This window comes from Streptomyces sp. CC208A, assembly GCF_030010625.1.
Lineage (GTDB): Bacteria > Actinomycetota > Actinomycetes > Streptomycetales > Streptomycetaceae > Streptomyces.
The window spans coordinates 1-22,276 of the sequence record NZ_JASCXN010000037.1 but is presented as its reverse complement, the minus strand read 5'-3'; the positions used below and the strand labels follow the sequence as shown (position 1 = coordinate 22,276).

The following is a 22,276-nucleotide window of genomic DNA, read 5'->3' as shown; positions in this document are numbered from 1 at the left end:
GGTGAAGTGCCGTCATCCTGAGGAGAACGGGCCGTCCCGGCCCACGGGTCGTCCCACCATTTCCACGGGTGGGAATGTGGCGCGCCTTGCCATAGGGAGGAGACGGTCAGGTCTACCGGGTTCCGTGGCACAGCCGGTGGAGGCGGAGGGCCAGGTGGAGCTCCAGGGCGCTGGCGGGGGTGTTCCAGTCGGGGCCGAGGAGTTGGGCGACGCGGTCGAGGCGCTGGACGACCGTGTTCACGTGGACGTGGAGGGCGTCCTTGGCGCGGGACAGGCTCGCCCCCTGGTCGTAGTAGGCGTGCAGGGTGCGGACCAGTTCGGTGCCCCGCTCCCTGTCGTAGGCGAGGACGGGGCCGAGGACGCGTTCGACGTACGGGGCGATGCCGGCGCGGTCGCCGAGCAGGACGCCGATGAAGCCGAGGTCGGTGACGTCGGCTCCCTCGCCGGTGCGGCCCAGGGAGTGGAGCGCGGTGCGGCAGCGGAGGGCCTCGGTGTGGAGGGCGGCGTGGTGCTCCGGCCCTGTGCCGGGTCCGGCCGCGCCCACGGTGACGGGTGTGCCGATGATCCGGGCGAGGTCGGCGGCGAGGTCGCGGGCGAGGGTGCCGGGCTGCTCGCAGGGGGCGAGCAGGACGGTGTTGCCGTGGCGGGTGCCGGCGAGGCCGCCGAGTCTGCGGGCGGTGCGGGCGGTCTCCGTGGCGAGCCGGGAGCGCGCGGCGGGTTCGCAGTCGAGGACGGCAACGGCGTGGGGGCGGGCGAGGTCCACGCCGAGGCGCCGGGCGCGCAGGGTGAGGCTGCCCTCGTCCCAGTGGGCCGAGGAGGCAGGGCCCGCGAGGAGGTCGTCGAGGAGTTCGCCGCGTACCCGGTCCTCGGTCTCGGCGACCGAGCGGCGGATCAGGAGGAGCATGGCGGTGACGAGCGCCGCGCGTTCGAACAGCCGCCGGTCGGGTTCGGGGAGGTCGGCGCGTCCGGTGAGGACGATGCTGCCGAGGGGTTCGGCGCCGGCGAGGACGGCGCAGGTCCAGACGCCGTCGGCGTGGACCGCGCGGCCCTCGGTGTGCGAGGCGTCCAGGCCGGCGGGGGAGGGTGTCACCGGTTCGGTGCCGACGCGGGCGAGTTCGCTGCCGTCGGTGTCGTGGACGGCCACTCCCCCGCCGAGCAGCGCCGCGATCTCGGCGGCCACCTCGTCGGTGCCGGCGCCGCGCAGCACCAGTTTGGAGAGCCGGTCGTGGGCGTCGGACGCCTGGTGGAGGGCTTCGCTGTGGGCGCGGGCGGTGGCGTTGGCGGTTTCGAGGCGGGTGAGCGCGGTGCGGGTCTCGTCCAGTCGGCGGGCGCTGTCGATGGCGACGGCGGCGTGGTCGGCGAGCGAGCCGAGCAGAGCGATGGCGTCGGGGGTGAACTCGCGCGGGGTGCGGTCCGCCGCGAAGAGGACGCCGATGATCTCCTCGCCGAGACGCAGGGGGACGCCGAGGATGCCGCGCAGCCCCTCCTCGGCGACGCCGTCGTCGATGGTGCCGGTGTGGCGGTAGCGGCGGTCGGTGCGGTAGTCGGTGCTGGCGTACGGGCGGGCGGTCTGTGCGACCAGGCCGCCGAGGCCCTCGCCCATGCCCAGGCGCAGCTGTTGGAAGGCCGCCGAGACGGAGCCGTCGGTGACCCGCATGAACGTGTCGTGCGCGGCCGGGTCGTTGAGCGTCAGATAGGCGACGTCCGAGCCGAGCAGCGTCCGGGCCCGCCGGACGATGGCGCGCAGGACGGCGTCGAGGTCCCTCAGGCCGGCCAGGTCGCCGGCGGTGTCGAACAGCGCCACCAGCTCCGCTTCCCGGCGCCGGTGCTGGTCGAGGACCCGCCGCACCGCCAGGGCGGCCTCGGTGGCCTCCTCGATCCGGGCGGCCTCGCCCGGATCTGCCCCGTCGGCGCGGGCGCGGGCGGGCTGGGCGGCGAGTTCCTGCGCCGGGGCGTCGGCGGCGAGAAGGTCCAGCATGCGGCGGGCGGCCGCCTCGGCGGGCGACGGCGTCCGGGCATCGGCGCGGCGGCCGGCGGTCATGGGGCCTCCTGGCGGCCGTACGGGCGGGTGGTGTCGTGTGGTGGCGGAGCCCGGTCCGTCGTCCTCACGGGGGTGAGGACGACGGACCGGGCGGCCGGCGAGTGCGGTGCTCTACTGGGCCGGGTCGCCCGCGGTGGCCACGGGGGCCGCCGGGGTCTTCTCGGCCCGGTTGTCGTGGGTGAGGTCGCGGCCGAGGGTCTCCTTGGCGACCGCCACGGTGAGGGTGGTGACCACGGCCGCCGCGCAGAGGTAGACGCTGATGGGCGTGGAGCTGCCGTAGTCCTTGAGGAGTTCGACGGCGATGATCGGGGCGAGGGCGCCGGCGAGGATCGAGGCGAGCTGGGAGCCCATGGAGGCGCCGGAGTAACGGACCTTGGTGTCGAACATCTCGGAGATGAACGCGGCCTGCGGCCCGTACATCGCCCCGTGCAGCAGCAGGCCGGCGGTGACGGCCAGGGTGATCACGACGAACGACTTCGAGTCGACGAGACCGAAGAAGACGAAGGCCCAGATCGCCATGCCCGCCGAGCCGATGAGCGTGACGGGGCGGCGGCCGATGCGGTCGGAGAGCGCGCCCCACATCGGGATGGTGACGAAGTGGACGGCCGAGCCGATGAGGACGGCGTTCAGGGCGGTGCTCTTCGGCAGGCCCAGGTGGGTGGTGACGTACACGAGGAGGAAGGAGGTGAGGATGTAGTACGAGATGTTCTCGCCGAAGCGGGTGCCGATGGCGGACAGCACCTCGCGCCAGCTGCGCCGGAAGACCTCCACCACTGGGGCCTCCTCCTTGACGCCCGCCGAGGCGGCCGCCTCGGCCTTGGCCTGCGCCTCCAGGAAGACCGGGGACTCGGAGACCGAGACGCGGATCCACAGGCCGATCACGACGAGCAGTCCGGAGAGCAGGAACGGGACGCGCCAGCCCCAGGACTGGAAGGCGGCGTCCGACTGGACGGCGGCGAGCAGCGCCAGGACGCCGGTGGCGAGCAGGTTGCCGCCGGGGGCGCCGGCCTGCGGCCACGAGGCCCAGAAGCCGCGGTGCTTGTCCCCGCCGTGCTCGGAGACGATGAGGACGGCACCGCCCCACTCGCCGCCGAGGGCGAAGCCCTGCACGAGGCGGAGCACCGTCAGCAGGATCGGCGCGCCGACGCCGATCGTCTCGTACGTGGGCAGCAGGCCCATCGCGAAGGTGGCGCCGCCCATCATGAGGAGGCTGAGCACCAGCAGCTTCTTGCGTCCGACCTTGTCCCCGAAGTGGCCGAAGACGATGCCGCCGAGCGGTCGGGCGGCGAACCCGATGGCGTACGTGACGAAGGCGATCAGCGTGCCCACCAGGGGGTCGGCGGTGGGGAAGAACAGCGTGTTGAAGACGAGCGCGGCGGCGGAGCCGTAGAGGAAGAAGTCGTACCACTCGATGGTGGTGCCGATCAGGCTCGCGGCGACGATGCGCTTGATGGATCCGGGGGACGTGGGAGTGTGTGTTGCGGCGGCCATGAGCACCACTTCCGAGCGAGTGACGGGGGACGTTTTCGTATCGCCACACCGTAGAAACCTGCTGGTCACGCGCGTATGTGGTTGCGCACCATAGTTCACCGGGCGAGGATGCGGGCGATCACCATGCCGGTCCCGACAGGGCTCTCCGCAGACGCCGACGCATCCCCGCAGGACGGTGTCAGGTCTCGCCGGCTGGGATCAGGCAGCCGCGACGAGCGTGTCGCACTCCAGGGGCGGAGCGAGTTCGGTCTGCCGGGTGAAGCACGATGTCCCAGCCGCTCCGCCGGGTCCGAGACGGGCACACCCTTCGAGAGGCCGGTCGACGCGAAGAAGTGGTGTACAGAGCTGCACTTCCAGATTGCCCGTTCCGTGGTGGACGAGACCGGACACGTCCCGGGTGAAGCCCGGAACAAGGTCGGCGTCCTTCGGGTCGGCCTTCAGGTGGGCCCGGAGCTTGCCCCGCTGCGGCGGACACGTGCAGGCGAAGTTCCGCAGCCGCCGATACGCCCGGTACATCTTGCGCTCGACGCGGTTCACGCCATCCCCCGAGACCGAGCAACGCCTCATCGACCGCGCTCGCCGACTCCGCCGTAGACCTGCCCTGGACGTCGGCTGCCGGCCGGGCGACCGCCTGCCGACGAGCCTGGCGGACCACCCACGTGCCGCTACTGGCGGACGCCACGGTCTCAAGCCCGAGCAGATCGCTGCCGAAGAGCCGGTGGCGGACCAGGTGCTCGAACTCGGTCCGGTGGTCCACCAACCAGCTGAGATGGAACAACCCCTGGTCGACGGTGCCGGCATCGACCCCGCGCTGGTACTCGACGATGGCCGGCGATCCGTTCTCGTCCAGCCCTGGCGAGTCGATCCGGCCGCCGTGGACCGGTCCCGTGCCGTACTCACTCGCCAGGAACCGGACGCCCAGCAGCGTCTCCGTGTTCTCCTCGACGAGACCCTGCATCTCGCTGTGTGGAACAGCTTCAGACCCGGCACCTTCCCGTCCTCGCCAGAGGACAGGCAACAGCGGCCAGATGGCCGACCGGCCGAGCCGAGCTCACCGGATGCCTCATGCGCGCGTCCGCGCGGGCAGTCGCGTAGCGGTCTCCAGCAGGCGGACGCTGAAGGCGTGCTGCGGAGCGGTGAGGAGCTGCCGTGCCGGCCCTTCTTCGACCAGGTCGCCGGCCTCCAGTACGGCGATGCGGGTGGCCAGCGCGGCAGTGGCCAGGTCGTGCGTGATCAGCACGAGGGACAGGTCGCCTCGGTCGCGCACGAGTCCGGCGAGCGTGTCGAGGATGCCCCGTCGCGTGACCGTGTCGAGGCCGGAGGTGATCTCGTCGCAGATCAGCACGCGTGGCCGGGCCAGCAGGGCGCGGGCCAGCGCTGCGCGCTGGAGTTCGCCGCCGGACAGCCGGTCGGGGCGACGGCGTACGAGGTCTTCGGACAGGCCGAGGCCGGCGAGGGTTGTGAGCGCTTCGGCAAGGGCGTCCGGCTCGGCCGCTCCGCGGAGCCGTACCGCCGTTCGGGCCACCTGTTGGAGGACCGGGCGGTGTTCGTCGAACGCGGCTCTGGCGTCCTGGAAGACGTACTGGACGGAGGCGAGTTGCCGGCGTGTGCGGTTCCTCAGGCTGCGTGGGAGAGGGACGCCGTCGAGGAGGAGCTCGCCGTCGTGATCCCGGTGCAGGCCGGCGAGGCAGCGGGCCAGGGTGGTCTTTCCGCTGCCCGAGCGGCCGACGACGGCCAGGCATTCGCCGGCACGGAGGGCGAGTCCGGGTACGCGGAGCACGGCCGTCCGGCCGTGGCGGGCGGTGAGGGGGCCGGTCCGGAGGACCGCATCGTCCTCGGATGCCGGCTCGATGCGGGTGGTCGTGGATTCGGAGGCCAGGAGTTCGGCCGACCAGGGGTGCCGTGGTGCGAGCCACAGGCGCTCCGCCGGAGCGGACTCCACCACCTGGCCGTCGCGCATGACCAGGACCTCGTCGGCGAGTGCGCGTACGACGTCCAGGTCGTGACTGAGCAGGACGACGGCGATGCCTTCCCGGGACACGGCGGCGAGCTGCTCGACGACGCTCCGCTTCGTCAGCGCGTCCTGGCCTGTGGTCGGCTCGTCGGCCACCACCACCTTGGCTCCGAGCAGCAGCGCCTGCGCGAGGACGACGCGCTGCTGCTGGCCGCCCGACAGTTGGTGGGGATAGCGCCCCAGCATCGTCTCGGCCTCGGACACCTGGGCCAGCGACAGCGCCCGCAGGACCCGCTCGTGGACGGCGGCCCGGCGGTCCCGCCGCGGCAGGTGCCGTACCTGCGTACGGGCGATGTCCTGCAGCAGGGCGCCGATGCGGCGCGCGGGATTGAGTACGGCGCCCGGGTGCTGCGGGACGTATCCGACCAGGCCGTCGGGCACGCGTACGTCTCCGGTGACGCGTGCGCCTGCCGGGTACTCGCCGAGCAGGGCGAGGCCCGTGGTGGTCTTGCCGCTGCCGGACGCGCCCACGAGGGCGGTGATCGTGCCGGGGAGTACCCGGAGGTTCACCCCGTCGACGATGGCCCGGCCACCGACGTGCACGCACAGGTTCTTGATCTCGGCGACCGCGTTCACGGCGTGCACGTCCGTTTCCCCTTCTCGAGTCGGGCGTCGACGAGCAGGTTGGTCCCCATGGTCAGGGCGACGATGAGCAGGGCGGGCACGACCACGGCCCAGGGCTGGACGAACAGCCCGGTGCGGTTGCGGTCCACCATCACCGCCCAGTCGGCCGCGTCGGGCTCGGCGCCGACGCCCAGGAACGCCGCAGTGGCGACGAGGTACAGCACTCCGGTCAGCCGTACGCCCGCGTCAGCGGCGAGCGTGCGGGTGAGGGACCGGCCGACGTAGCCGACGGCCGTCCGCCACCAGCTCTCGCCCTGCATGCGCAGCGCTTCGACCGCCGGGCGCGACGCGGCTTCGGCCGCCGCTGCCCTGACGATTCGGGCGGCGTCGGGAATGTTGACGAAGGTCACCAGCAGGGTGAGGCCGACGGCCCCCGGGGTGAAGACGGCGGCGACGAGCAGGATCATCAGCAACGACGGCACGGCGAGCAGCACGTCCAGCGGCCGCATCAGCAGCTCTTCCCACCACGTGCGGTGGGTCAGCGCGCTGACGAGGCCGACGGGGAGCGCCACCAGGTAGGTCAGGGCCGTCGCGGCGAGCGCCACGAGCACCACCGAGCACCCGCCGAGCAGGACTTGGCGCCAGACGTCCCGGCCGACGAAGTCGGTGCCGAGCCAGTGTCCGCCACCGAGCGTGAACGAGGCGGTGCGCGCGCCGGGTTCTCCGGCGAACAGCGGGCCCAGGAGGGCCAGGGCGAGGGGGACGCCGACGATGACGGCGCCGAGCGCGACACGGGATCTCACGCGGCCACCTCCGACCGGGGGGCGAAGCGGCGCACGACCAGGTCGGCACCGAGGTTGAGCACGACGGTGGTGACGCCGAAGACGACGGCGAGGCCCTGGACGACGGGCACGTCGCGTTCGGCGACGGCGTTCATCAGGACGGTGCCGAGACCGGGGATCACGTACAGCGCCTCCACGACGATGACGCCGCACAGCAGCCAGTCGACGGTGCGGGCCAGTTGCTGGGTGGCCGGCGCGATGGCGTTGGGGAGGGCGTGTCCGTACCGGATGCGGATGCCCGGGACGCCGTAACGGCGAGCGTGTGCCGCGTACGGGGAGGCCAGCGCGTCGATCATGCCGGCGCGCACCAGCCGGGCGAGGGAGCACACCGGGCGGGAAAGCAGGACGAGCACGGGCAGCACCAGCGCAGCGGGGTGGGCGAGGAGGTCGGTGCCATAGCCGACGGCGGTCGGAGGGAGCCAGCCCAGGCGCAGGGCGAAGACCGTGACGAGCAGCACGCCGAAGGCGAACTCGGGCACGGCGTACGCGCCGAGCGTCACCGAGCTGACCAACCGGTCGACGAGTCGGCCCTCGTGCCGGGCGGCGAGCACACCGAGGCCGACGCCGATCGGGACGAGGAGCGCGATCGTCAGGGCGGCGAGCAGCAGTGTGGGGCCGAAGCCGTCGGTGATGTACGTGCTGACGGGTCGCCCTGAGGCCAGGGAGGTGCCGAAGTCGCCGTGCGGCAGCCCGGCGGCCCAGTCGGCCAGACGCTCGTGCGCGGGCCGGTCGAGGTCCAGCGCCTCGCGGATGGCGGCGATGCGCTCCGGGTCGGGCTGGTCGCCGGCGAGAGCGACGGCGGCGTCGCCCGGCAGCGCCTCGGTGAGGGCGAAGACGAGCAGCACGACGGCTGCCGTCTGCGCCGCACCGAGCAGCAGCCGCCGGGCGATCCAGGACCGGAGTCCGGTCACGCGAGCCACACCTTGTCGAAGCGCGCCCAGTCGAGGGAGTTGGCCGGTGCCTTGGCCTCGACGCCCTTGACGTTCTTCGCGGTGCCGAGGATCCAGTCGGCGAAGCCCCAGATCAGGAAGCCGCCTTCGGCGTGCAGGCGGCGCTGCATACGCTCGTAGACGGCGGTGCGGGCGACCTTGTCCTTGGTGGACTGCGCCTGCTGGTACAGGGCGTCGAAGTCCTTGTGCTGCCACTTGGTGGCGTTGGTGGTGGAACCGGTGAGCAGGCGCTGGGAGATGTGGGATTCGATGGGCATGGCGCCCGAGCGGTAGGAGGCGAAGGTGCCGGAGTCGAGGATGTCCTTCCAGTAGCTGTCCTTGCTGCCGGTCTTGACGGTGACGGTGACGCCCGCCTTGGCGGCCTGGTCGCGGAAGATGGAGGCCGCCTCGGTGAATCCGGCGGCGACGGGCGAGGTGTCGAGGGCGACCTTGAGGCCCTCGGCGCCGGCCTGCTTGAGCAGCGCCTTGGCCCGGTCGAGGTCCTGTTCCCGCTGGGGCAGGCTCGCGGCGTAGTACTCATAGCCCTTTCCGAACAGGTCGTTGCCGATCTCGCCCGCGCCGGACAGGGCGCCGTCGACCAGTTCCTTGCGGTCGGCGATCAGGAAGAACGCCTCCCGTACCCGCTTGTCGTCGAAGGGCGGGCGGTCGGTCTTCATGACGAAGCCCTGCATGGCGCTGTTGCGGAGCCGGATGATCTCGACCCGGCCCTTGTCCTCGTGGGCGCGAGCGGTGGTGGGGTTCAGCTCGTGGGCGTATTCGATCTGGCCTCCGAGCAGGGCGTTGACGCGGGCGGACTCCTCGTTGGCGACGATGAACTCCAGTTCGTCCAGGTACGGGGCGCCGTCCCAGTAGTCCTCGTTGCGCTGGAAGACGGCGGACTTGCCGGGGGCGAAGGAGACGAAGCGGAAGGGGCCGCTGCCGACCGGCTTCCTGTCGAAGTCCTGCTCGCCTTCGGGGACGATGTACGCGCCGAACGAGGCGAGCACGTTGGGGAATTCGGCGGTGGGGCGCTTGAGGACGAACTCGACGGTCCGCTCGTCGAGCGCGCGGCTGGCCTTGAGGTCGATGGGTTCCAGGGAGGCCTTGGCGCGGAACGCCTTCGTCGGGTCGGTGATGCGCCGGTAGCTGTACAGGACGTCGGCGGCGATGACCGGCTTGCCGTTGTGGAAGGCGGCCTCGCGCAGCGTGACTCTCCAGCGGTCCAGGCCGGCATCGGGCTCCCACCGGGTGGCGAGGCGCGGCCGGGCGGACAGGTCGGGGCCGTAGTCGGCGAGCTTGTCGAAGAGGGCCTTGGCGCGGGCCGCGTCCGCGAAGAGGTTGGCGAGGTGCGGGTCGAGCGTCTCGCTCGCGCCGCCGCCGGCGAACGCGGCGCGCAGGCGTCCGCCGCGCCGGGGCGTGCCGCCGGCCTTGGCGGGGCCGGCGGCCGGTTCGGAACCGGCGCAGCCGGTGAGGGCGAGGGCGCCGAGGCCGACGGCGCCTCCGGCGACGGCGAGGAAGCCCCGGCGGCGCAGACCGGGGAAGCGCGGGCCGTCCACGGGGACGTCGTTCACGGGGGTGTCGTTCATGGCGGTGTTCCTTGCTGCTGTGCGAGCGGATGGACGCGTGAGGGGTCAGGGGTGGGGCGTGGGGGTGCGGCGGGCGACCAGGTGCAGCCGGTCTCCGTCGGCCGTCACGCAGGGCAGGTCGCCCTCCTGCCACGGCGGTTCGGTGCGCGGGCCGGGGCCGTCGTACAGGGCGAGCACCTCGAAGCCGTGGGCGGCGAGGACGTGGCGCAGCTCCTGGGGGAAGAGCAGACGCCACCCGGAGCGCTGCTCGACCGTAGGGGAACCGTCGTCGGCGGCCCACACCCGCGTGCGGCGCAGCAGTTGGGCGGTCCTGTCCACGGACAGGGTGGTGGTGGAGCGGTAGACGGTGCCCTGCCAGGTGAAGCCGTTGACGGACGGGGTGTCCAGGAGTTCCGTTCGGCCCAGGAAGAAGGCGCCGTTGCGCATTTCCGCGATGAGCAGGCCGCCGGGCGCCAGGGATCGGCGGCAGGACGTCAGGAAGCCGTCGAGCTGGTCGTTCGTGTGGCAGTACAGCAGGGCGCTGTCCAGGCACACGATCGCGTCGAAGGCCCGCTCTCCGAGGTCGAATCCGTGCAGGTCGGCCCGGACGTACGCGGGGCCGGGGTGCTCCACGCGGGCGTACGCCAGCATCGCGTCGGACAGGTCGGCGCCGGTCACCGTACGGCCGGCGCGGTGCAGGTGCGCTGCGTCCCGGCCGGTGCCGCAGCCGATGTCCAGGACGCGGGGACCGGGTGCCCCGTAGCGGCGCAGGCAGTCCTCGGTCCAGCGTCCGGCGAGCCGGTCGGGGTCGGGAAAGCGGGCCTCGTACAGCGCGGGGTTGTCGGTGAGCAGGTTCGCGGTGGTGACGGTCATGGGTGGCGTGCTCCTCACACGGTCGCCGGGGCGGTCGCGGGGCGGTCGGGAAGGACCTGGCGGCGGTGGAGCCAGGCGACGCCGACGGCGGAGGCGAGTCCGAAGGCCAGGCAGCAGGCCCACGGCAGCCACAGCGCGTCGGTGCGCTCACCGGTGTCCATGGCCCAGCCGACGACCGTGTTGCCGACGGCGGCGGCGAGGCCGGAGACGACGTAGAACAGGCCGAAATAGGTGCCGGTCAGTTCGGTCCGGCCGAACCCGGGGATCAGCTCCATCACGAACGGCTGGGCCAGCATCACGCCCAGGTAGAGCATCAGGGCGCCGCCCAGGACCGGCAGCACGCGCAACGCCGCCTCGGCGAGGCCGTCGGGGGCCGCGCCGTACCCCGACACGGCCATCGGCGGTACGAAGGACAGTCCCATCAGCGCGAGCCCGGCACCGATCCAACGCGCCCTGCTGCCCCGGGCCTTGAGCGCGGTGGTGATGCGCAGCTGAAGCCAGAGGTTGGCGAGGGTGCCGACGACGAAGACGAGCCCGGCGGCGCCTTCCCAGCCGGTGGCCCGCCGGGCTCCGTCGGGCAGCAGCAGGTACAGCTGGTTCTCCAGGGTGAACATGCCGACCATGGCCAGGGCGAACGCGAGGAAGCCCCGGTTGCCGACCACCTCGCGCCAGTCGGCGAGGACGCTGTTCCCGGTCGGCGCGACCTGGCGGACCGGCAGGACCAGGGCCTGGGCGACGGTGAGCACCGCGAAGATGCCGGCCGCGGTGAGCGCCGAGGCACGGAAGTCGACGAGCAGGAGGACGCTGCCGAGCAGCGGCCCGATCAGGGCCCCGGTGGTGGCGAAGACGTTGAACAGGGCGAACGCCTCCGCCTTGCGCTCCCCTGCCTCCAGGGCGACATAGGCCCGCACGGCCGGGTTGAACAGCGCCCCGGCCAGGCCGCTGAGCACGGATGCGGCGAGGAGTACGGGCAGTCCGTCGCCGAGCGCGAACAGCCCGAAGCCGACGGTGCGCAGGGCGCATCCGGCGATGATGACGCCGCGCGCTCCGAGCCGGTCCGACGCCGTCCCGCCGATGAGGAACAGCCCTTGCTGGCTGAGGTTGCGCACGCCGAGCACGATGCCGACGACGGCCGCCGACATTCCCAGGTCCTCGCTCAGGTGCAGGGCGAGGTACGGGACGAGCAGGTAGAAGCCGGTGTTGACGCCGAGCTGGTTGACCAGGAGGAGCCTGATCGCGAGCGGGAAGCCGCGTGTCTCGTGCCACGTCTTCACGCTCGGGCCCCCGAGGTGGCGCGCTCGCGTACGCCCAGGCCCGGGTGCCGGCTCGCCCGTACGGTGCCGTCGGTGCCGCCGATGCCCGTCCATGGGTCGTGGGCGAGGAGCAGGTGGCCGTCGAGGTCGACCCAACGGGCGCGGTCGGCCAGGTGGACGGCCGGGGCGATGCCGAGAGTGCTGGCGGTCAGGCAGCCGAGCATCAGCTCGGTTCCGGTGTCCGCGATGATGTCGGCGATGCGGAGGGCGGCGCTGACGCCGCCGCACTTGGCCAGCTTGACGTTGACGCCCTGGACCCGTCCGGCGAGGCGGTGGGCGTCCTCCAGGTCGACCGCGTCCTCGTCTGCGATGACGGGGAGCGGCGAGCGCTCCGCGAGCTTCGCCAGTGCCTCGGGATCGCCGGGGGCCAGGGGCTGCTCGACGGCCTCGACGCCCAGCTCCGCGAAGAGCGGCAGCAGCCGCTCCGACGCGTGGACGGTCCACGCGCCGTTGGGGTCGAGGAGCAGCCGTGCGTGCGGGGCGGCGGTGCGGACGGCCTGTACGCGGGCCAGGTCGTCCGCCGGGTCAGGGGCGCCGGCCTTGAGCTTGAGGACCGAGAATCCGTCGCGTACGAGGCGGGCCGCCTGCGCCCCGGCCCGCTCCGGCGCGGTGATGCCGATGGTGCGGGCGGTCGCGGCGGAAGGCGGGGCTCCATGGGCGCCCACGAGCTGGTGGACCGGGGTGCCCGCGCGCTTGCCCACGAGGTCGAGCAGCGCGGATTCCACGGCCGCGGTCACGGCCGGCGGGACGGTGGCCTTTCTCGTACCGGCGCGGCAGCCTTCCAGAGCGGTCTCGGGATCGCCGAAGCGGGCCAGTCGTTCGGACTCCGCGTGCAGCAGCCGCGCGAGGGTGTCGGCGTCGAGTCCGTAGTACACGCTGGTGACGGCCTCTCCGTGGCCGCGCTGCCCGTCGTGCTCGACGGTCAGCCACACGGCCTCTCGGGCCGCCATCGTCGAACGGGATATGCGCAGCGGCTCGGTGAGTTCGAGGCGTACGGTACGCAGGGCGGCCTTCACGTGTTCTCTTCCGGGGTCGTGTCGGTCGATCGGTTCGCGAGCGGGTCGGTGACGGTGCGGCAGCGGGCCCAGCCAGTGGCCTCGACGGCCCGGGGGTGCGGGATCTCGACGGGGCGGGTGGCGGCGGTGGACGGGTCGATGCCGTGGGCCGAGGTGAAGTCGTCGTCGAAGACGCTGCCGAGATAGCGGTGCGGCCCGTCGGGGAACACGGTGGCGACCACGGCACCGGAGTGGACGCGGGCGGCCCAGGCGGCGACGAGGGCCACGGCACCGGTGCTCCAGCCTCCGCTGACGAAGGCGGAGCGGGCCAGCCGGCGGCACGCGTCGGCGGCCTCGGCGGGGCCCACCCAGTGGACCTCGTCGAAGGCGTCGTAGGCGACGTTGCGCGGGTGAATGCTGCTGCCGAGGCCACGCATGAGGCGCGGTCGGGCGGGCTGGCCGAAGATGGTGGAACCGGTGGCGTCCACCCCGATCAGCCGCAGGCCGGGCCAGTTGCGGCGCAGGGGCCCGATGATCCCGGCGCTGTGGCCGCCGGTGCCGACGCTGCACACCAGCACGTCGAGATGGTCGAGCTGGCCGGCCAGCTCGGCCGCCAGGGAGGCGTAACCCGCCGTGTTGTCCGGGTTGTTGTACTGGTCGGGCCAGTACGCGTCCGGAAGCAGCGCGAGCAGTTCGCGCAGCCGGGCGAGCCGCGCGGCCTGCCAGCCGCCCTCGGCCGCCGGACGGTCGACCAGCTCCAGGCGGACGCCGTGGGCGTGCAGCAGCTGCCGCATCGAGGGCTCCAGCTCGATGTCGCCGACCAGCACGACCGGATGGCCGAGGGCCTGTCCGGCGAAGGCCAGTCCGATGCCGAGCGTCCCCGAGGTGGACTCCACCACGGGTGCGCCCGGCCGCAGTTCGCCGCGTTCCTCGGCGCCGAGCAGCATGGAGACGGCGGCGCGCGCCTTCATGCCGCCGACGCCGAGCCCTTCGAGCTTGGCCCAGAAGCCGGGCTGGGGGCAGGGCAGGTCGGCTGTCACGCGGGCGAGCGGCGTACGGCCGAGCAGGCCGAGGAGCTCCCGTCGGCCCGTGGTGCGCGGGGAGCCGAGGACGGCGGTGGTCACTGGGCGGCTCCGTAGCGGTGGATGCTCCCCGGGCCGCCGTCCAGCCAGAAGAAGGGGTACGGCTCCGCGCACACCGCGGTGACGCCGGAGCCGATGAGGCGCGGCAGGACCGCGCTGCCGGTCTGCGCGAACATCACCAGGGGGATGCCGTGGCGCTGGGCGTGCCGGCGCATCGGCTCGAAGCTGCCGTTGCCGAGGGTCATGCCGGAGGCGAGGACGGCGTCGCAGCGCTCCAGCTCCGCCAGGGCGTCGGTGCGCACCGGCTCGCCCCATTCGGTCGTGCCGCCCTTGAGGTCGCAGGGGATGTACGCGAGTCCGCGCGCCCGCAGGGCCTCCAGCAGGGAATTGACCACGCCGACGACGAGCACGGTCGCTCCGGGCGCGACGTCGACCAGCTCCACCACGGCCTTGGCCCTGGCCCGGGACTTCTCCAGTGACGTGCCGGAGGGAAGCGGGCAGGGTCGAGCGCCGTTCTCCGGACCGTGCGGCAGGGCGTACATGAGGTACGCGTCAAGGGCCGCGACCCGGACCGGCGTCAGCTCGTGTTCCAGGAGACAGGCGACGTCCGCGCCGACGCAGTCCTCCACGGCGCCGTCGGGCAGTTCGCCCGGCTCGACCGCGCAGGAGCCCACGGCCTCGGCGAGACGCAGGCTGAGGACTTCGTTGCGGTAGCCGGAGCCGCGCCCTTCGTGGCGTACCGCCTGCCGGGTGGTGAAGGCCACCGAGATCCGTTGGGCGCGCGGGTCGGGGCCGAAGCCGCCGGCCAGCACGCGCTCGACGAGGTCGTCGTACGAGGGGGCCGCGAGGCGCGTGTCGGTGAGTGCGTTCATCGGGTCACCACCCGGGGACTCAGCTGCGCGAGCAGGGATTCGACGCGGGCCCGGGCGGCCAGGCCCTGCGTGTCACCCGCCATGACGTGGCCGAGGTACTCGTTGTTGCTGCCGGCGGCCTTGACGGCCCTGCCGGGTTCGGCGAGCTGCAGTTCCAGCAGGGCGTCCGCCGCCCCGACCACGTCAGCGCCGTCGACGGCTTCCAGCACTCCGTCCTCGTCCGGCACCAGGAAGCCGATCGCGGCGCTGGTCAGTCCGGTGGCGCGGCGGCGCAGGTCCGGTTCACGGCCGAGGGCCACGTCCACGCAGGCGGCGGCGAGGTCGACGCCGGTCACGTGACGTACGAGTTCGGTGATGCGGTTGCCGGCGGGCCGGGGGTTGACCTCGACCAGGCGCGGTCCGTCGGCCGTCAGCTTGATCTCCGTGTGGGCGACGACCCCGTCGAGCCCCAGTGCCTTGAGCGCCTGGCGTGCGGTCTCCGCGGCGGCCTCGGTGTCCGCCGGATCCAGGGCGGCGGGGAACATGTGACCGGTCTCGATGAACGCGGGGGCCCCGCCCACGCTCTTGTCGGTGACCCCGACGACGTGCACGGCCCCGTCGTGGGACACGGTCTCGACGCTCACCTCCGGGCCGTCGAGGAGCTCTTCGAGCAGCACGACGGGGTCGCGTCGCTGTCCGCGGGCGTTGACGGGGAAGGCGGCGAGCGCGCGGAAGGCGTCCGCCAGAGCGGCCTCGTCGTCGACGCGGCGGACGAACATCCCGGCGCACAGGTCCACGGGCTTGAGCACCAGCGGATAGCCGAGGTCGTGTGCTGCGGTGGCGGCCTCGGCCCAGTCCGCGCACACGGCGAACCGCGGTCCCGGGAGCCCGGCTTCGGCCAGGACCCGGCGGGTGGCGTCCTTGCGGCACGCGTTCTCGACCGCCTCGGGCGTGGGGCCGGGCAGCCCGAGACGCCCGGCGACGCGCGCGGCCGTCCCGAGGTAGTAGTCGCAGGAGGTGACGACCCCGTCGAAGCGCAGGAGTTCGTGGGCCCGCTCGACGAAGGGCAGCAGCGCGTCGGTGTCGTTGGTGTCCGCCGTAAGCACGTGGCGGGCCGCGAGGAGGGGGTGCGCGGTGCCCTCCGGAGCCGACCGCAGGTAGTGGTGCAGGTCACGGGTCAGGAAGGTGAACTCGTGACCTGCCTCGCGAATGGCCCTGGGCAGCAGCCTGCTCATGGACCCGACCCAGCTCTCGACCATCAGCAGATGAGCCACGACTTCCCCTTCTCACAGCACGGTTGAGGTGTGATCCGGTCGCTTCGGCGCGCCGCCCGGGCGCGCTCGCTTGACCGAGAAGGACCTTATCGATAATCGTTTTCATTGTCATCTATCAGGGCGCACTTCTCCGCATGCGAGACGCACGCCTGCCGTCGTACGCCCTCACACCGCGCGAGGAGCCCCTCGCGCGTCTTCAGGAGATCCCGATGAGCCGTCACCCGCACCCGCCCTACACCGTCCGCCCCGCCGGCCCGGCCGACGTGGAGGGCGCCCGCCAGGTCATGCTCGACACCTTCTACCGGGACTTCGGCTACGGCTTCGTGCCCGCGTGGCACCGCGACGTCATCGAGATCGAGAAGACCTACCTGAACGACCCCCGCCACCTGCTGCTGGTCGCCCTGCACGGCGACCAGGTGGTGGCCACCACCGGAGTCCGCTCGGAAGGACCGGCCCATCCGCCGCATCCGCGCCGGCTCGCCGAGCGCTACCCGTCGGGCACCACCGCGCAGCTCGTCCGGGTCTACGTACGCCCGGAGCACCGACGGCACGGCCTGGCCCGCACCCTCGTGGACCGTGCCTGCGCCTTCGTCGCCGAGACCCCCGGCTACGACAGCATCTACCTGCACACCAACGTCGACGTCGAGGGCGCGGAGGCGTTCTGGCGCGGCCTGGCCAAGGAGGTCTTCGACGCCCGCGCGACGGGAGAGCACGGTCCCGGCGTCGGCACCGTGCACTTCGAGATCCCGTTGCCCCAGTGCCGCCGCCTCCGGCGCGCGACAGCGATCCCGGAAAACCCGCACCACGAAGGGAAACAGGCACCATGGCACAAGCCCTGACGGCCGCCGAGGCGGCCCCGTGGGTGGAGCGCCGGGAGCCCCAGCAGCGGCACTACGCCACCGCCCGCACCGAACGCCTCGACGTCGTCGCCGACGCGGTCGCGCACGCCTGCCGCGACAGCCGACGGCCCGTGATCGCGGACCTCGGCCGCGGCCCCGGCTCGCCGGCCGCCGGACGGGCCGACCGACTGCCGCACGCCCGCGTCCTGGGCGTCGATCACGATCCGTTCCTTCTGGCGCTCGGGCAGGCGGTGCACGGGGCCGCCGTCACCTTCGTGGACGCGCGTATCGGGCCGGGGTCGTGGACCCCGGCGCTCTCCGCGGACGGTCGGCTGGACGCGGTGGTCTCCACGGCCGCCCTGCATGACCTGCCGCCCGCCGACCTCGCGACCGTGTACCAACAGGTCCACGACCTCCTCCGACCCGGCGGAGTGCCGGTCGACGCAGACCACCTCTTCCAGAACGACGCGCCCGTCCGTGGACTGGCCGCCGCCGTCGGGCGCGGGCACAGGGCCAGGCAGGCCGAACAGCCCGCGGAGGACTGGGCCGACTGGTGGGCGGTGGCCGCCGTCCACGAGGGGTTCGCGGAACTCCTCGCGGAGCGGGCCCGCCGCGGCACCGGCCCGGACGGCGACAACGGGCTCGGCGCCCGCGAGTACGCCGAACTGCTGTGCAAGGCCGGTTTCCCGGCGGTGGGAACGGTCTGGCAGTGCGGCCACAGCGTGGTCCTGACGGCCGTGCGGGGAGAGGAGGCCGGCGTGGAGCGAGGCCGCCCCGGCCCGGGACTCAGCCGTCCGTCGGCGGCGCGTCCTGGTAGGGATTGCGGGGCTGCGCCACGGACTTCAGGGCGCCGACCTCCATGGTCGGAACGGGCTTGTCCGGAGTGACCTCGCCGGGCTGCCACACGCCGGTGACCTCGACCCAGGTGTCGTCGGCGGGTGCCTTGAAGCCGTGCATCTCCACGCGCAGGGTCCGCGCGTCGCCCGCACAGCAGCCGACCTTCAGGCGGTTGAGGTACCAGGTGTCCGGAGTCCTGCCGGCGGTGACGAATCCGAGGACGCGGATCTTGCGGCCGCGCAGGCTCATCGAGTCGTACATCGACCGGCCGATGAACTCCTCCAGCGCCATGGGTGTGGTCGGCGCGTCCGCCAGTTCCTCGTAGCCGGTCCGCTCGACGCGGGCCGTCGCGCCGTCACGCGAGGCGGTGTACGAGCCGAGCGCCGGCGGCGCGACGAAGAGGAGGGTGAGGGCCGGTACGGCCAGGAGCCAGGCGACGCGGGTGGCACCGCCGTGCCCGTGTCCGTGGTCGTCGTGTCCTTCCGCGTGGCCGTCGGCCGGATGGTGCCAGTACCTGCGGCCGGACGCGTCCCTCCGCAGCACCGGTTGCCGCAGGCGGCGCGCCACCTCGGCCCCGATCCCCGCCAGCCCCAGGAGGACCAGCAGGACTCCGGACGCGACGAGGTAGGGCCACAGCCCTTCCTTCACGTACCGGAGGTACATGTCGCTGCCCACGGTGGCGCGCAGCAGGCCCGTGCCGGTCAGCACCAGCAGCAGAGGCAGGCCGAGTTCGCTCAGCGAGCGGGGGTCTCCCGCGGGGGTGGGGGGTTGTCCGGTCACAGCAGTACGCCTCCGACGAGTACGCAGCACAGGACGGCCACGACGAACGTGGCGGCGCAGAACCGCACCGCGAACGCCCGCCCGAAGGCCCCCGACTGCAGGGCGATGAGCTTCATGTCGACCATCGGTCCGACCACCATGAACGCGAGGCGGGCGGTGGGCGAGAAGCCCGTGAACGAGGCCGCGACGAACGCGTCCGCCTCCGAGCAGACCGAGAGCAGCACCGCGAGCAGCGCCGCCACGAGGACGCCGAGCCACGGCGAATCGGAGAACACCTCGAGGACGGACGGCGGTACGAGGATGTTGAAGGTCGCCGCGGCCATGGCGCCGACCACCAGGAAGCCCCCCGCGTGCAGGAAGTCGTGCTGAAGGCCGCGCCGGAAGGCGGCCAGCCGGCTCGATCCGGGCGCGTGCTCCGGGTGCCCGGCCGGCAGCCGCAGCCACTCCTCGCGGCCCAGCTTGATCCACAGCCAGCCCATGACGACCGCGGTGACGAGCGAGGCGCCGAACCGCGCGGCCACCATCTCCGGGCTGCCGGGGAACGCGATGGCCGTCGAGACGAGCACCACCGGGTTGACGGCGGGCGCGGCAAGCAGGAACGTCAAGGCCGCCGCGGGCGCCACGCCCCGCCGCATCAGGCTGCCCGCGACCGGCACCGAGGCGCATTCACAGCCGGGGAGCACCACCCCGGCGGCACCCGCGACCGGCACGGCGAGGACGGGGTTGCGGGGCAGGACCTTGGAGAAGACCCGGGCGGGGACGAAGGCGCCGATGGCCGCCGAGACGACGGTGCCGAGCAGCAGAAACGGTACGCCCTGCACCACGATGGCGACCAGCAGCGTCCGCCACGCTCCGAACGCCGCGAGTCCGAACAACCGCTCCAGCCACGGCCCGACCGGCACCATGACCAACGCGACCCCGACCAGGATCGACCCGATCACGCCGGTCCTCGCCCTGGGCCGCGGCTCCGAGTCGACCACCCCGTGCGGGAGGTCGGGACGTGGTGGTGATGCCGCCGCCGTACCTGCCGAGCTCTCGACCACGCCGCGCCCCCTCGCTCCTGGTCCACCGTGGTCCGGCGAACGCACCATGCCCGCCCGGAGGTCGCCCGGCGCGAGCGGGCACACATTAGCCGATGACATTCATGTTCATCTAGGCCTGGGGGTCGGGACGTCACAGACGTGTCATGCCGGAAGGTGCGCGGGCGGGCTGCCCGGCGCACACCTCGTCAGGCCGCAGCCGTCTCCGCCTCGGCCGGGGCGGCGGAGCGGGCTGCGAGGCCGCGGTGGTAGCGGCGCAGGAGGAGGGCGGTGACGACGAGGCCGGTGAGGAGGCCGAGCCAGACGCCGGTGCTGTCGAGGCCGGTGAAGTGGCCGAGGATCCAGGTGGCGGGGAGGCCGATGAGCCAGTAGCCGACGAGGGTGACGTGGAAGCCGCCCTTGGTGTCGTCCAGGCCGCGCAGCAGTCCGACGCCGACGGATCACGCGTACGCCTGGGTCGCGGCCTGGCCGTAGCCGTCCCCGTCCGCCTCGGCGGCGGACCGGGTGCGGCGGCCCGGCGCCCGTGCCGAGGCCCGCTTCAGCCGGCGGTCGGTACCGTCGTAGCGCGCTTGGCAAGGCACCCGGCCGTGGACGACGAGGTCGTTGTCCACGACCAGGACGTCACCCGGCTCCAGGCTGACGGCCACGGAGACGCGGGCGAGTTCGTCCTCAAGGCGACCGTAGGCGGCGCGGTGTTCGGGAGTGGCGTCGCCGAGCGGCGTGTAGGCGGGGTCGAAGCGCAGGGTGAGGCCGTTCCCGGACTCCCAGAGGGCGGGCACCTTCGGCGGCAGGCCGTCGAAGGCCTGGGCCTCGGCACAGGTGTCATCGGGCAGGATCGGGAGCTCGGGGCGGGACAGCAGTTCCACGCCCTCGTGCGCGAGGTGCGCCTTGCGGATGCCGGCGGCCGTGGTGGCGCTCCGGTCCTGGCCGACCGGCGGCCGCCTCGCCCTGATCGCCGCCGCGTACGTCCTCGACGTGCCGTACGCGGTGCGCCTGGTGGCCGCGCCCGTCGTGGCGTCCGGCTACGTCGAGGCGGCGGCGGCCGGAGGCGGGCGCGTCGGGCACCTCGTGGTCAGAGAGGTCCTTCCCAACCTGCGCGCCACGCTCCTCGCCCTGTTCGGACTGCGGTTCGTCGCCGCCGTGTACGTCGTCGCCACGGCCGGCTTCCTTCAGGTCGGGCCCCAGCCGCCCGCCACCGACTGGGCGCTGATGATCCGTGAGAACGCCGGCGGCATCCTCCTCAACCCCTGGACCGTCCTGGCCGCCTCGGCGCTCGTCCCGCCCGGCGGCCGCAAGGCGGTGACCGCGCTGTGAACCACATGCCCCGCTGGTACGCGGACCAGCGGATGCCCGAGGGCGAGACCGTCGTACGCGTCGACTGACTCACCGTCACGCCTGCTCCTGGAGAACGGCGGCCTCGAACTCCGCACCGGCCGGGTCACGGCCCTCACCGGCCCGTCGCGCTGCGGAAGGACGACGCTGCTGCGGGCCGTCGCCGGTGTCCTGCCGCCGGGCGCGCGGCTCACGGCTCACGGCTCACGGCTCACGGCTCACGGCTCACGGCTCACGGCTCACGGCTCACGGCTCACGGCGGGCACGATCGACGTCCTCGGCGGCGACCCGCTCGCCCTGCCCGACCCGGAACTGCGCGCACCGCGCCGCCACCGCCTCGCGTACGTCGGTCAGGACCCCGGCCCCGGCCTCACAACCCCCGTATGCAGGTCCGCCGTCCACCCGCCGAAGTCGCCGTGGACCGCAGCCCGGAGGCGCTCACCGCGCTCCTCGACGAGGCACGGCTCCCCACCGACGGAGACCTCGCCGACCGCCGCCCCGGTGGTCTCTCCGGCGGCCGACGGCGGCGGGTCTCCCTCGCCCGCGCGCCGGCCCGCCGCCCCACCGTCCTCCTCTTCGGCGAACCGCCGGCCGGACTCGACGCGAACGTCCGCGACGAGATCGGCGAACTCCTTCGCCACCTGGCCGAACGACACCGCGTCGTGATCGCCCTGTGCTGCCACGACGCCGACCTCGTGCGTCGGCTCGCCGACGACGTCGTGGAACCGCGCCCCCGTCTCACCACAGGCTCGCTGTCCGTCCCAGCGCGCCGCTCCGCACCACCCGAGACCACCGGCAGGCCCGCGGTACTTGCTGTCACCGGCCTCGCGGCCGCCTTCACTCACCGCGGCCGCCGGATCCCCGCGTTGCACGGCGTCGACTTCGACCTGTCCGCCGGCGGTGGCCTCGGCGTGGCCGGCGCTTCGGGATCCGGCAAGACGCCCCTGATGCGCACGGTCGTCGGCCTGCACCGCGCGACGGCGGCACCGTCACCCTCGACGGCACCGCACTGCACGCCATCGCCGCCCGCCGCACCCGCGAACAGCGCCGTCTCGTCCAGCTCGTCCCCCAGAATCCCCTGGGCACCCTCAACTCCAGCCGCACCGTCGGCGCGACCATCTGCCGTCCCCCTCGCCCTCCACGACCGCACACCCCGTGCCCGGAGGGACGAGCGCGTCCTCGAACCGCTCGACCGGGTCGGCCTCCCCGCCGACTTCGCGACCCGCTCCCCCATGAACTCCCCGGCGGCCGACGCCGGCGCGCCTCCGTCGCCCGCGCCCTCGCAGCCGAACCGGACGTTCTGGTGTGCGAGGAGGTGACCTCCGCCCTCGACGCGGACACCGCCGAAGCCGTCATGAACCTGCTGGACGACCTCCGCACCGGGCGAAACCCCGCGCTCGTCCTCATCAGCCACGACCTGCGCCTGGTCGCCGACCGGACAGACACGCTCCTCGTCCTCTCGGAAGGCCACGCCGTCGAACAGGGTCCTACCGACCGCCTGTTCTCCCGTCCCACCCACCCGGCGACCGCGGCCCTGCCGGGAGCGGCCGTGACGGCCGGCTGAACGGTCGACGCGGTCGGCGGCCTCCCACGTGCCGATGTCCGGGGCATGCG

At 73.2% G+C, this 22,276-nt stretch carries 19 protein-coding genes and 4 pseudogenes; 5 read left to right on the top strand and 18 right to left on the bottom strand.

Going from position 1 to position 22,276, the window contains the following annotated elements; genetic code table 11:
• Positions 1 to 112 precede the first annotated feature (112 nt).
• The 13 genes and pseudogenes from QK442_RS30305 to QK442_RS30245 form a co-directional block, all read right to left on the bottom strand.
• Positions 113 to 2,041, bottom strand: a complete 1,929-nt coding sequence (locus QK442_RS30305) for a GAF domain-containing protein (RefSeq protein ID WP_282697291.1) — start codon at positions 2,039 to 2,041, stop codon at positions 113 to 115.
• Positions 2,042 to 2,152: 111 nt separating this feature from the next.
• Positions 2,153 to 3,532: an MFS transporter gene (locus QK442_RS30300; RefSeq protein WP_282697290.1), complete on the bottom strand. Its 1,380-nt coding sequence runs from the start codon at positions 3,530 to 3,532 to the stop codon at positions 2,153 to 2,155.
• A gap of 333 nt (positions 3,533 to 3,865) precedes the next feature.
• Positions 3,866 to 4,490, bottom strand: a pseudogene (locus QK442_RS30295) (transporter); the annotation flags it as partial.
• 105 nt (positions 4,491 to 4,595) lie between these two features.
• Positions 4,596 to 6,122 (bottom strand): ATP-binding cassette domain-containing protein, encoded by a 1,527-nt coding sequence (locus QK442_RS30290; RefSeq protein ID WP_282697325.1) that lies wholly within the window; start codon positions 6,120 to 6,122, stop codon positions 4,596 to 4,598.
• Positions 6,119 to 6,913, bottom strand: coding sequence for an ABC transporter permease subunit (locus QK442_RS30285; protein ID WP_282697289.1), 795 nt, complete (start codon positions 6,911 to 6,913; stop codon positions 6,119 to 6,121). Before QK442_RS30285 ends, QK442_RS30290 begins: the two co-directional genes overlap by 4 nt.
• Positions 6,910 to 7,863: an ABC transporter permease gene (locus tag QK442_RS30280; protein WP_282697288.1), complete on the bottom strand. Its 954-nt coding sequence runs from the start codon at positions 7,861 to 7,863 to the stop codon at positions 6,910 to 6,912. Before QK442_RS30280 ends, QK442_RS30285 begins: the two co-directional genes overlap by 4 nt.
• Positions 7,860 to 9,467, bottom strand: coding sequence for an ABC transporter substrate-binding protein (locus QK442_RS30275; protein WP_282697287.1), 1,608 nt, complete (start codon positions 9,465 to 9,467; stop codon positions 7,860 to 7,862). Before QK442_RS30275 ends, QK442_RS30280 begins: the two co-directional genes overlap by 4 nt.
• Positions 9,468 to 9,512: 45 nt before the next feature.
• Positions 9,513 to 10,319, bottom strand: coding sequence for a class I SAM-dependent methyltransferase (locus QK442_RS30270; protein WP_282697286.1), 807 nt, complete (start codon positions 10,317 to 10,319; stop codon positions 9,513 to 9,515).
• Between the two features lie 14 nt (positions 10,320 to 10,333).
• Positions 10,334 to 11,593: an MFS transporter gene (locus tag QK442_RS30265; protein ID WP_282697285.1), complete on the bottom strand. Its 1,260-nt coding sequence runs from the start codon at positions 11,591 to 11,593 to the stop codon at positions 10,334 to 10,336.
• Positions 11,590 to 12,648: a dipeptide epimerase gene (locus tag QK442_RS30260; protein WP_282697284.1), complete on the bottom strand. Its 1,059-nt coding sequence runs from the start codon at positions 12,646 to 12,648 to the stop codon at positions 11,590 to 11,592. The genes QK442_RS30265 and QK442_RS30260 overlap by 4 nt, the downstream gene beginning before the upstream one ends.
• A complete protein-coding gene (locus tag QK442_RS30255) occupies positions 12,645 to 13,751 on the bottom strand; it encodes a pyridoxal-phosphate dependent enzyme (RefSeq protein WP_282697283.1) in 1,107 nt (368 codons plus the stop codon). The genes QK442_RS30260 and QK442_RS30255 overlap by 4 nt, the downstream gene beginning before the upstream one ends.
• Entirely contained in the window at positions 13,748 to 14,581 is an 834-nt protein-coding gene (locus tag QK442_RS30250; protein WP_282697282.1) for a DUF364 domain-containing protein, read from the bottom strand. Before QK442_RS30250 ends, QK442_RS30255 begins: the two co-directional genes overlap by 4 nt.
• Entirely contained in the window at positions 14,578 to 15,834 is a 1,257-nt protein-coding gene (locus QK442_RS30245) for an ATP-grasp domain-containing protein (protein WP_282697281.1), read from the bottom strand. Before QK442_RS30245 ends, QK442_RS30250 begins: the two co-directional genes overlap by 4 nt.
• Before the next feature lie 209 nt (positions 15,835 to 16,043).
• Here QK442_RS30245 and QK442_RS30240 point away from each other — a divergent pair, with 209 nt between their 5' ends.
• Together QK442_RS30240 and QK442_RS30235 are read left to right on the top strand one after the other, a co-directional pair.
• Entirely contained in the window at positions 16,044 to 16,673 is a 630-nt protein-coding gene (locus QK442_RS30240; protein ID WP_282697324.1) for a GNAT family N-acetyltransferase, read from the top strand.
• The gene (locus QK442_RS30235; protein ID WP_282697280.1) at positions 16,658 to 17,560 is read left to right on the top strand and encodes a class I SAM-dependent methyltransferase; all 903 of its coding nucleotides are present in this window, start codon (positions 16,658 to 16,660) and stop codon (positions 17,558 to 17,560) included. The genes QK442_RS30240 and QK442_RS30235 overlap by 16 nt, the downstream gene beginning before the upstream one ends.
• Here the strand turns inward: QK442_RS30235 and QK442_RS30230 are convergent.
• The 4 genes and pseudogenes from QK442_RS30230 to QK442_RS30215 form a co-directional block, all read right to left on the bottom strand.
• On the bottom strand, positions 17,460 to 18,290 hold the full coding sequence (locus tag QK442_RS30230; protein ID WP_282697279.1) for a TIGR03943 family protein: 831 nt from the start codon (positions 18,288 to 18,290) through the stop codon (positions 17,460 to 17,462). The two genes, QK442_RS30235 and QK442_RS30230, sit on opposite strands and share 101 nt — an antisense overlap.
• Positions 18,287 to 19,195 carry a permease gene (locus QK442_RS30225; protein WP_349239693.1) on the bottom strand — a complete coding sequence of 303 codons (909 nt, stop codon included), beginning with the start codon at positions 19,193 to 19,195 and terminating at the stop codon, positions 18,287 to 18,289. The genes QK442_RS30230 and QK442_RS30225 overlap by 4 nt, the downstream gene beginning before the upstream one ends.
• A 323-nt stretch (positions 19,196 to 19,518) precedes the next feature.
• Positions 19,519 to 19,776, bottom strand: a pseudogene (locus QK442_RS30220) (MATE family efflux transporter); the annotation flags it as partial.
• Positions 19,777 to 19,872: 96 nt separating this feature from the next.
• A pseudogene (locus QK442_RS30215) lies at positions 19,873 to 20,109 on the bottom strand (TauD/TfdA family dioxygenase); the annotation flags it as partial.
• A gap of 142 nt (positions 20,110 to 20,251) precedes the next feature.
• Here QK442_RS30215 and QK442_RS30210 point away from each other — a divergent pair.
• Positions 20,252 to 20,644 (top strand): annotated as a pseudogene (locus tag QK442_RS30210) (ABC transporter permease subunit); the annotation flags it as partial.
• Between the two features lie 75 nt (positions 20,645 to 20,719).
• Here the strand turns inward: QK442_RS30210 and QK442_RS30205 are convergent.
• Entirely contained in the window at positions 20,720 to 20,863 is a 144-nt protein-coding gene (locus QK442_RS30205; RefSeq protein ID WP_282697277.1) for a hypothetical protein, read from the bottom strand.
• Between the two features lie 182 nt (positions 20,864 to 21,045).
• On the opposite strand from QK442_RS30205, the gene QK442_RS30200 reads away from it, so the two are divergent.
• A complete protein-coding gene (locus tag QK442_RS30200) occupies positions 21,046 to 21,981 on the top strand; it encodes an ATP-binding cassette domain-containing protein (protein WP_282697276.1) in 936 nt (311 codons plus the stop codon).
• Positions 21,978 to 22,226, top strand: a complete 249-nt coding sequence (locus tag QK442_RS30195; RefSeq protein WP_282697275.1) for a hypothetical protein — start codon at positions 21,978 to 21,980, stop codon at positions 22,224 to 22,226. The genes QK442_RS30200 and QK442_RS30195 overlap by 4 nt, the downstream gene beginning before the upstream one ends.
• Positions 22,227 to 22,276 lie beyond the last annotated feature (50 nt).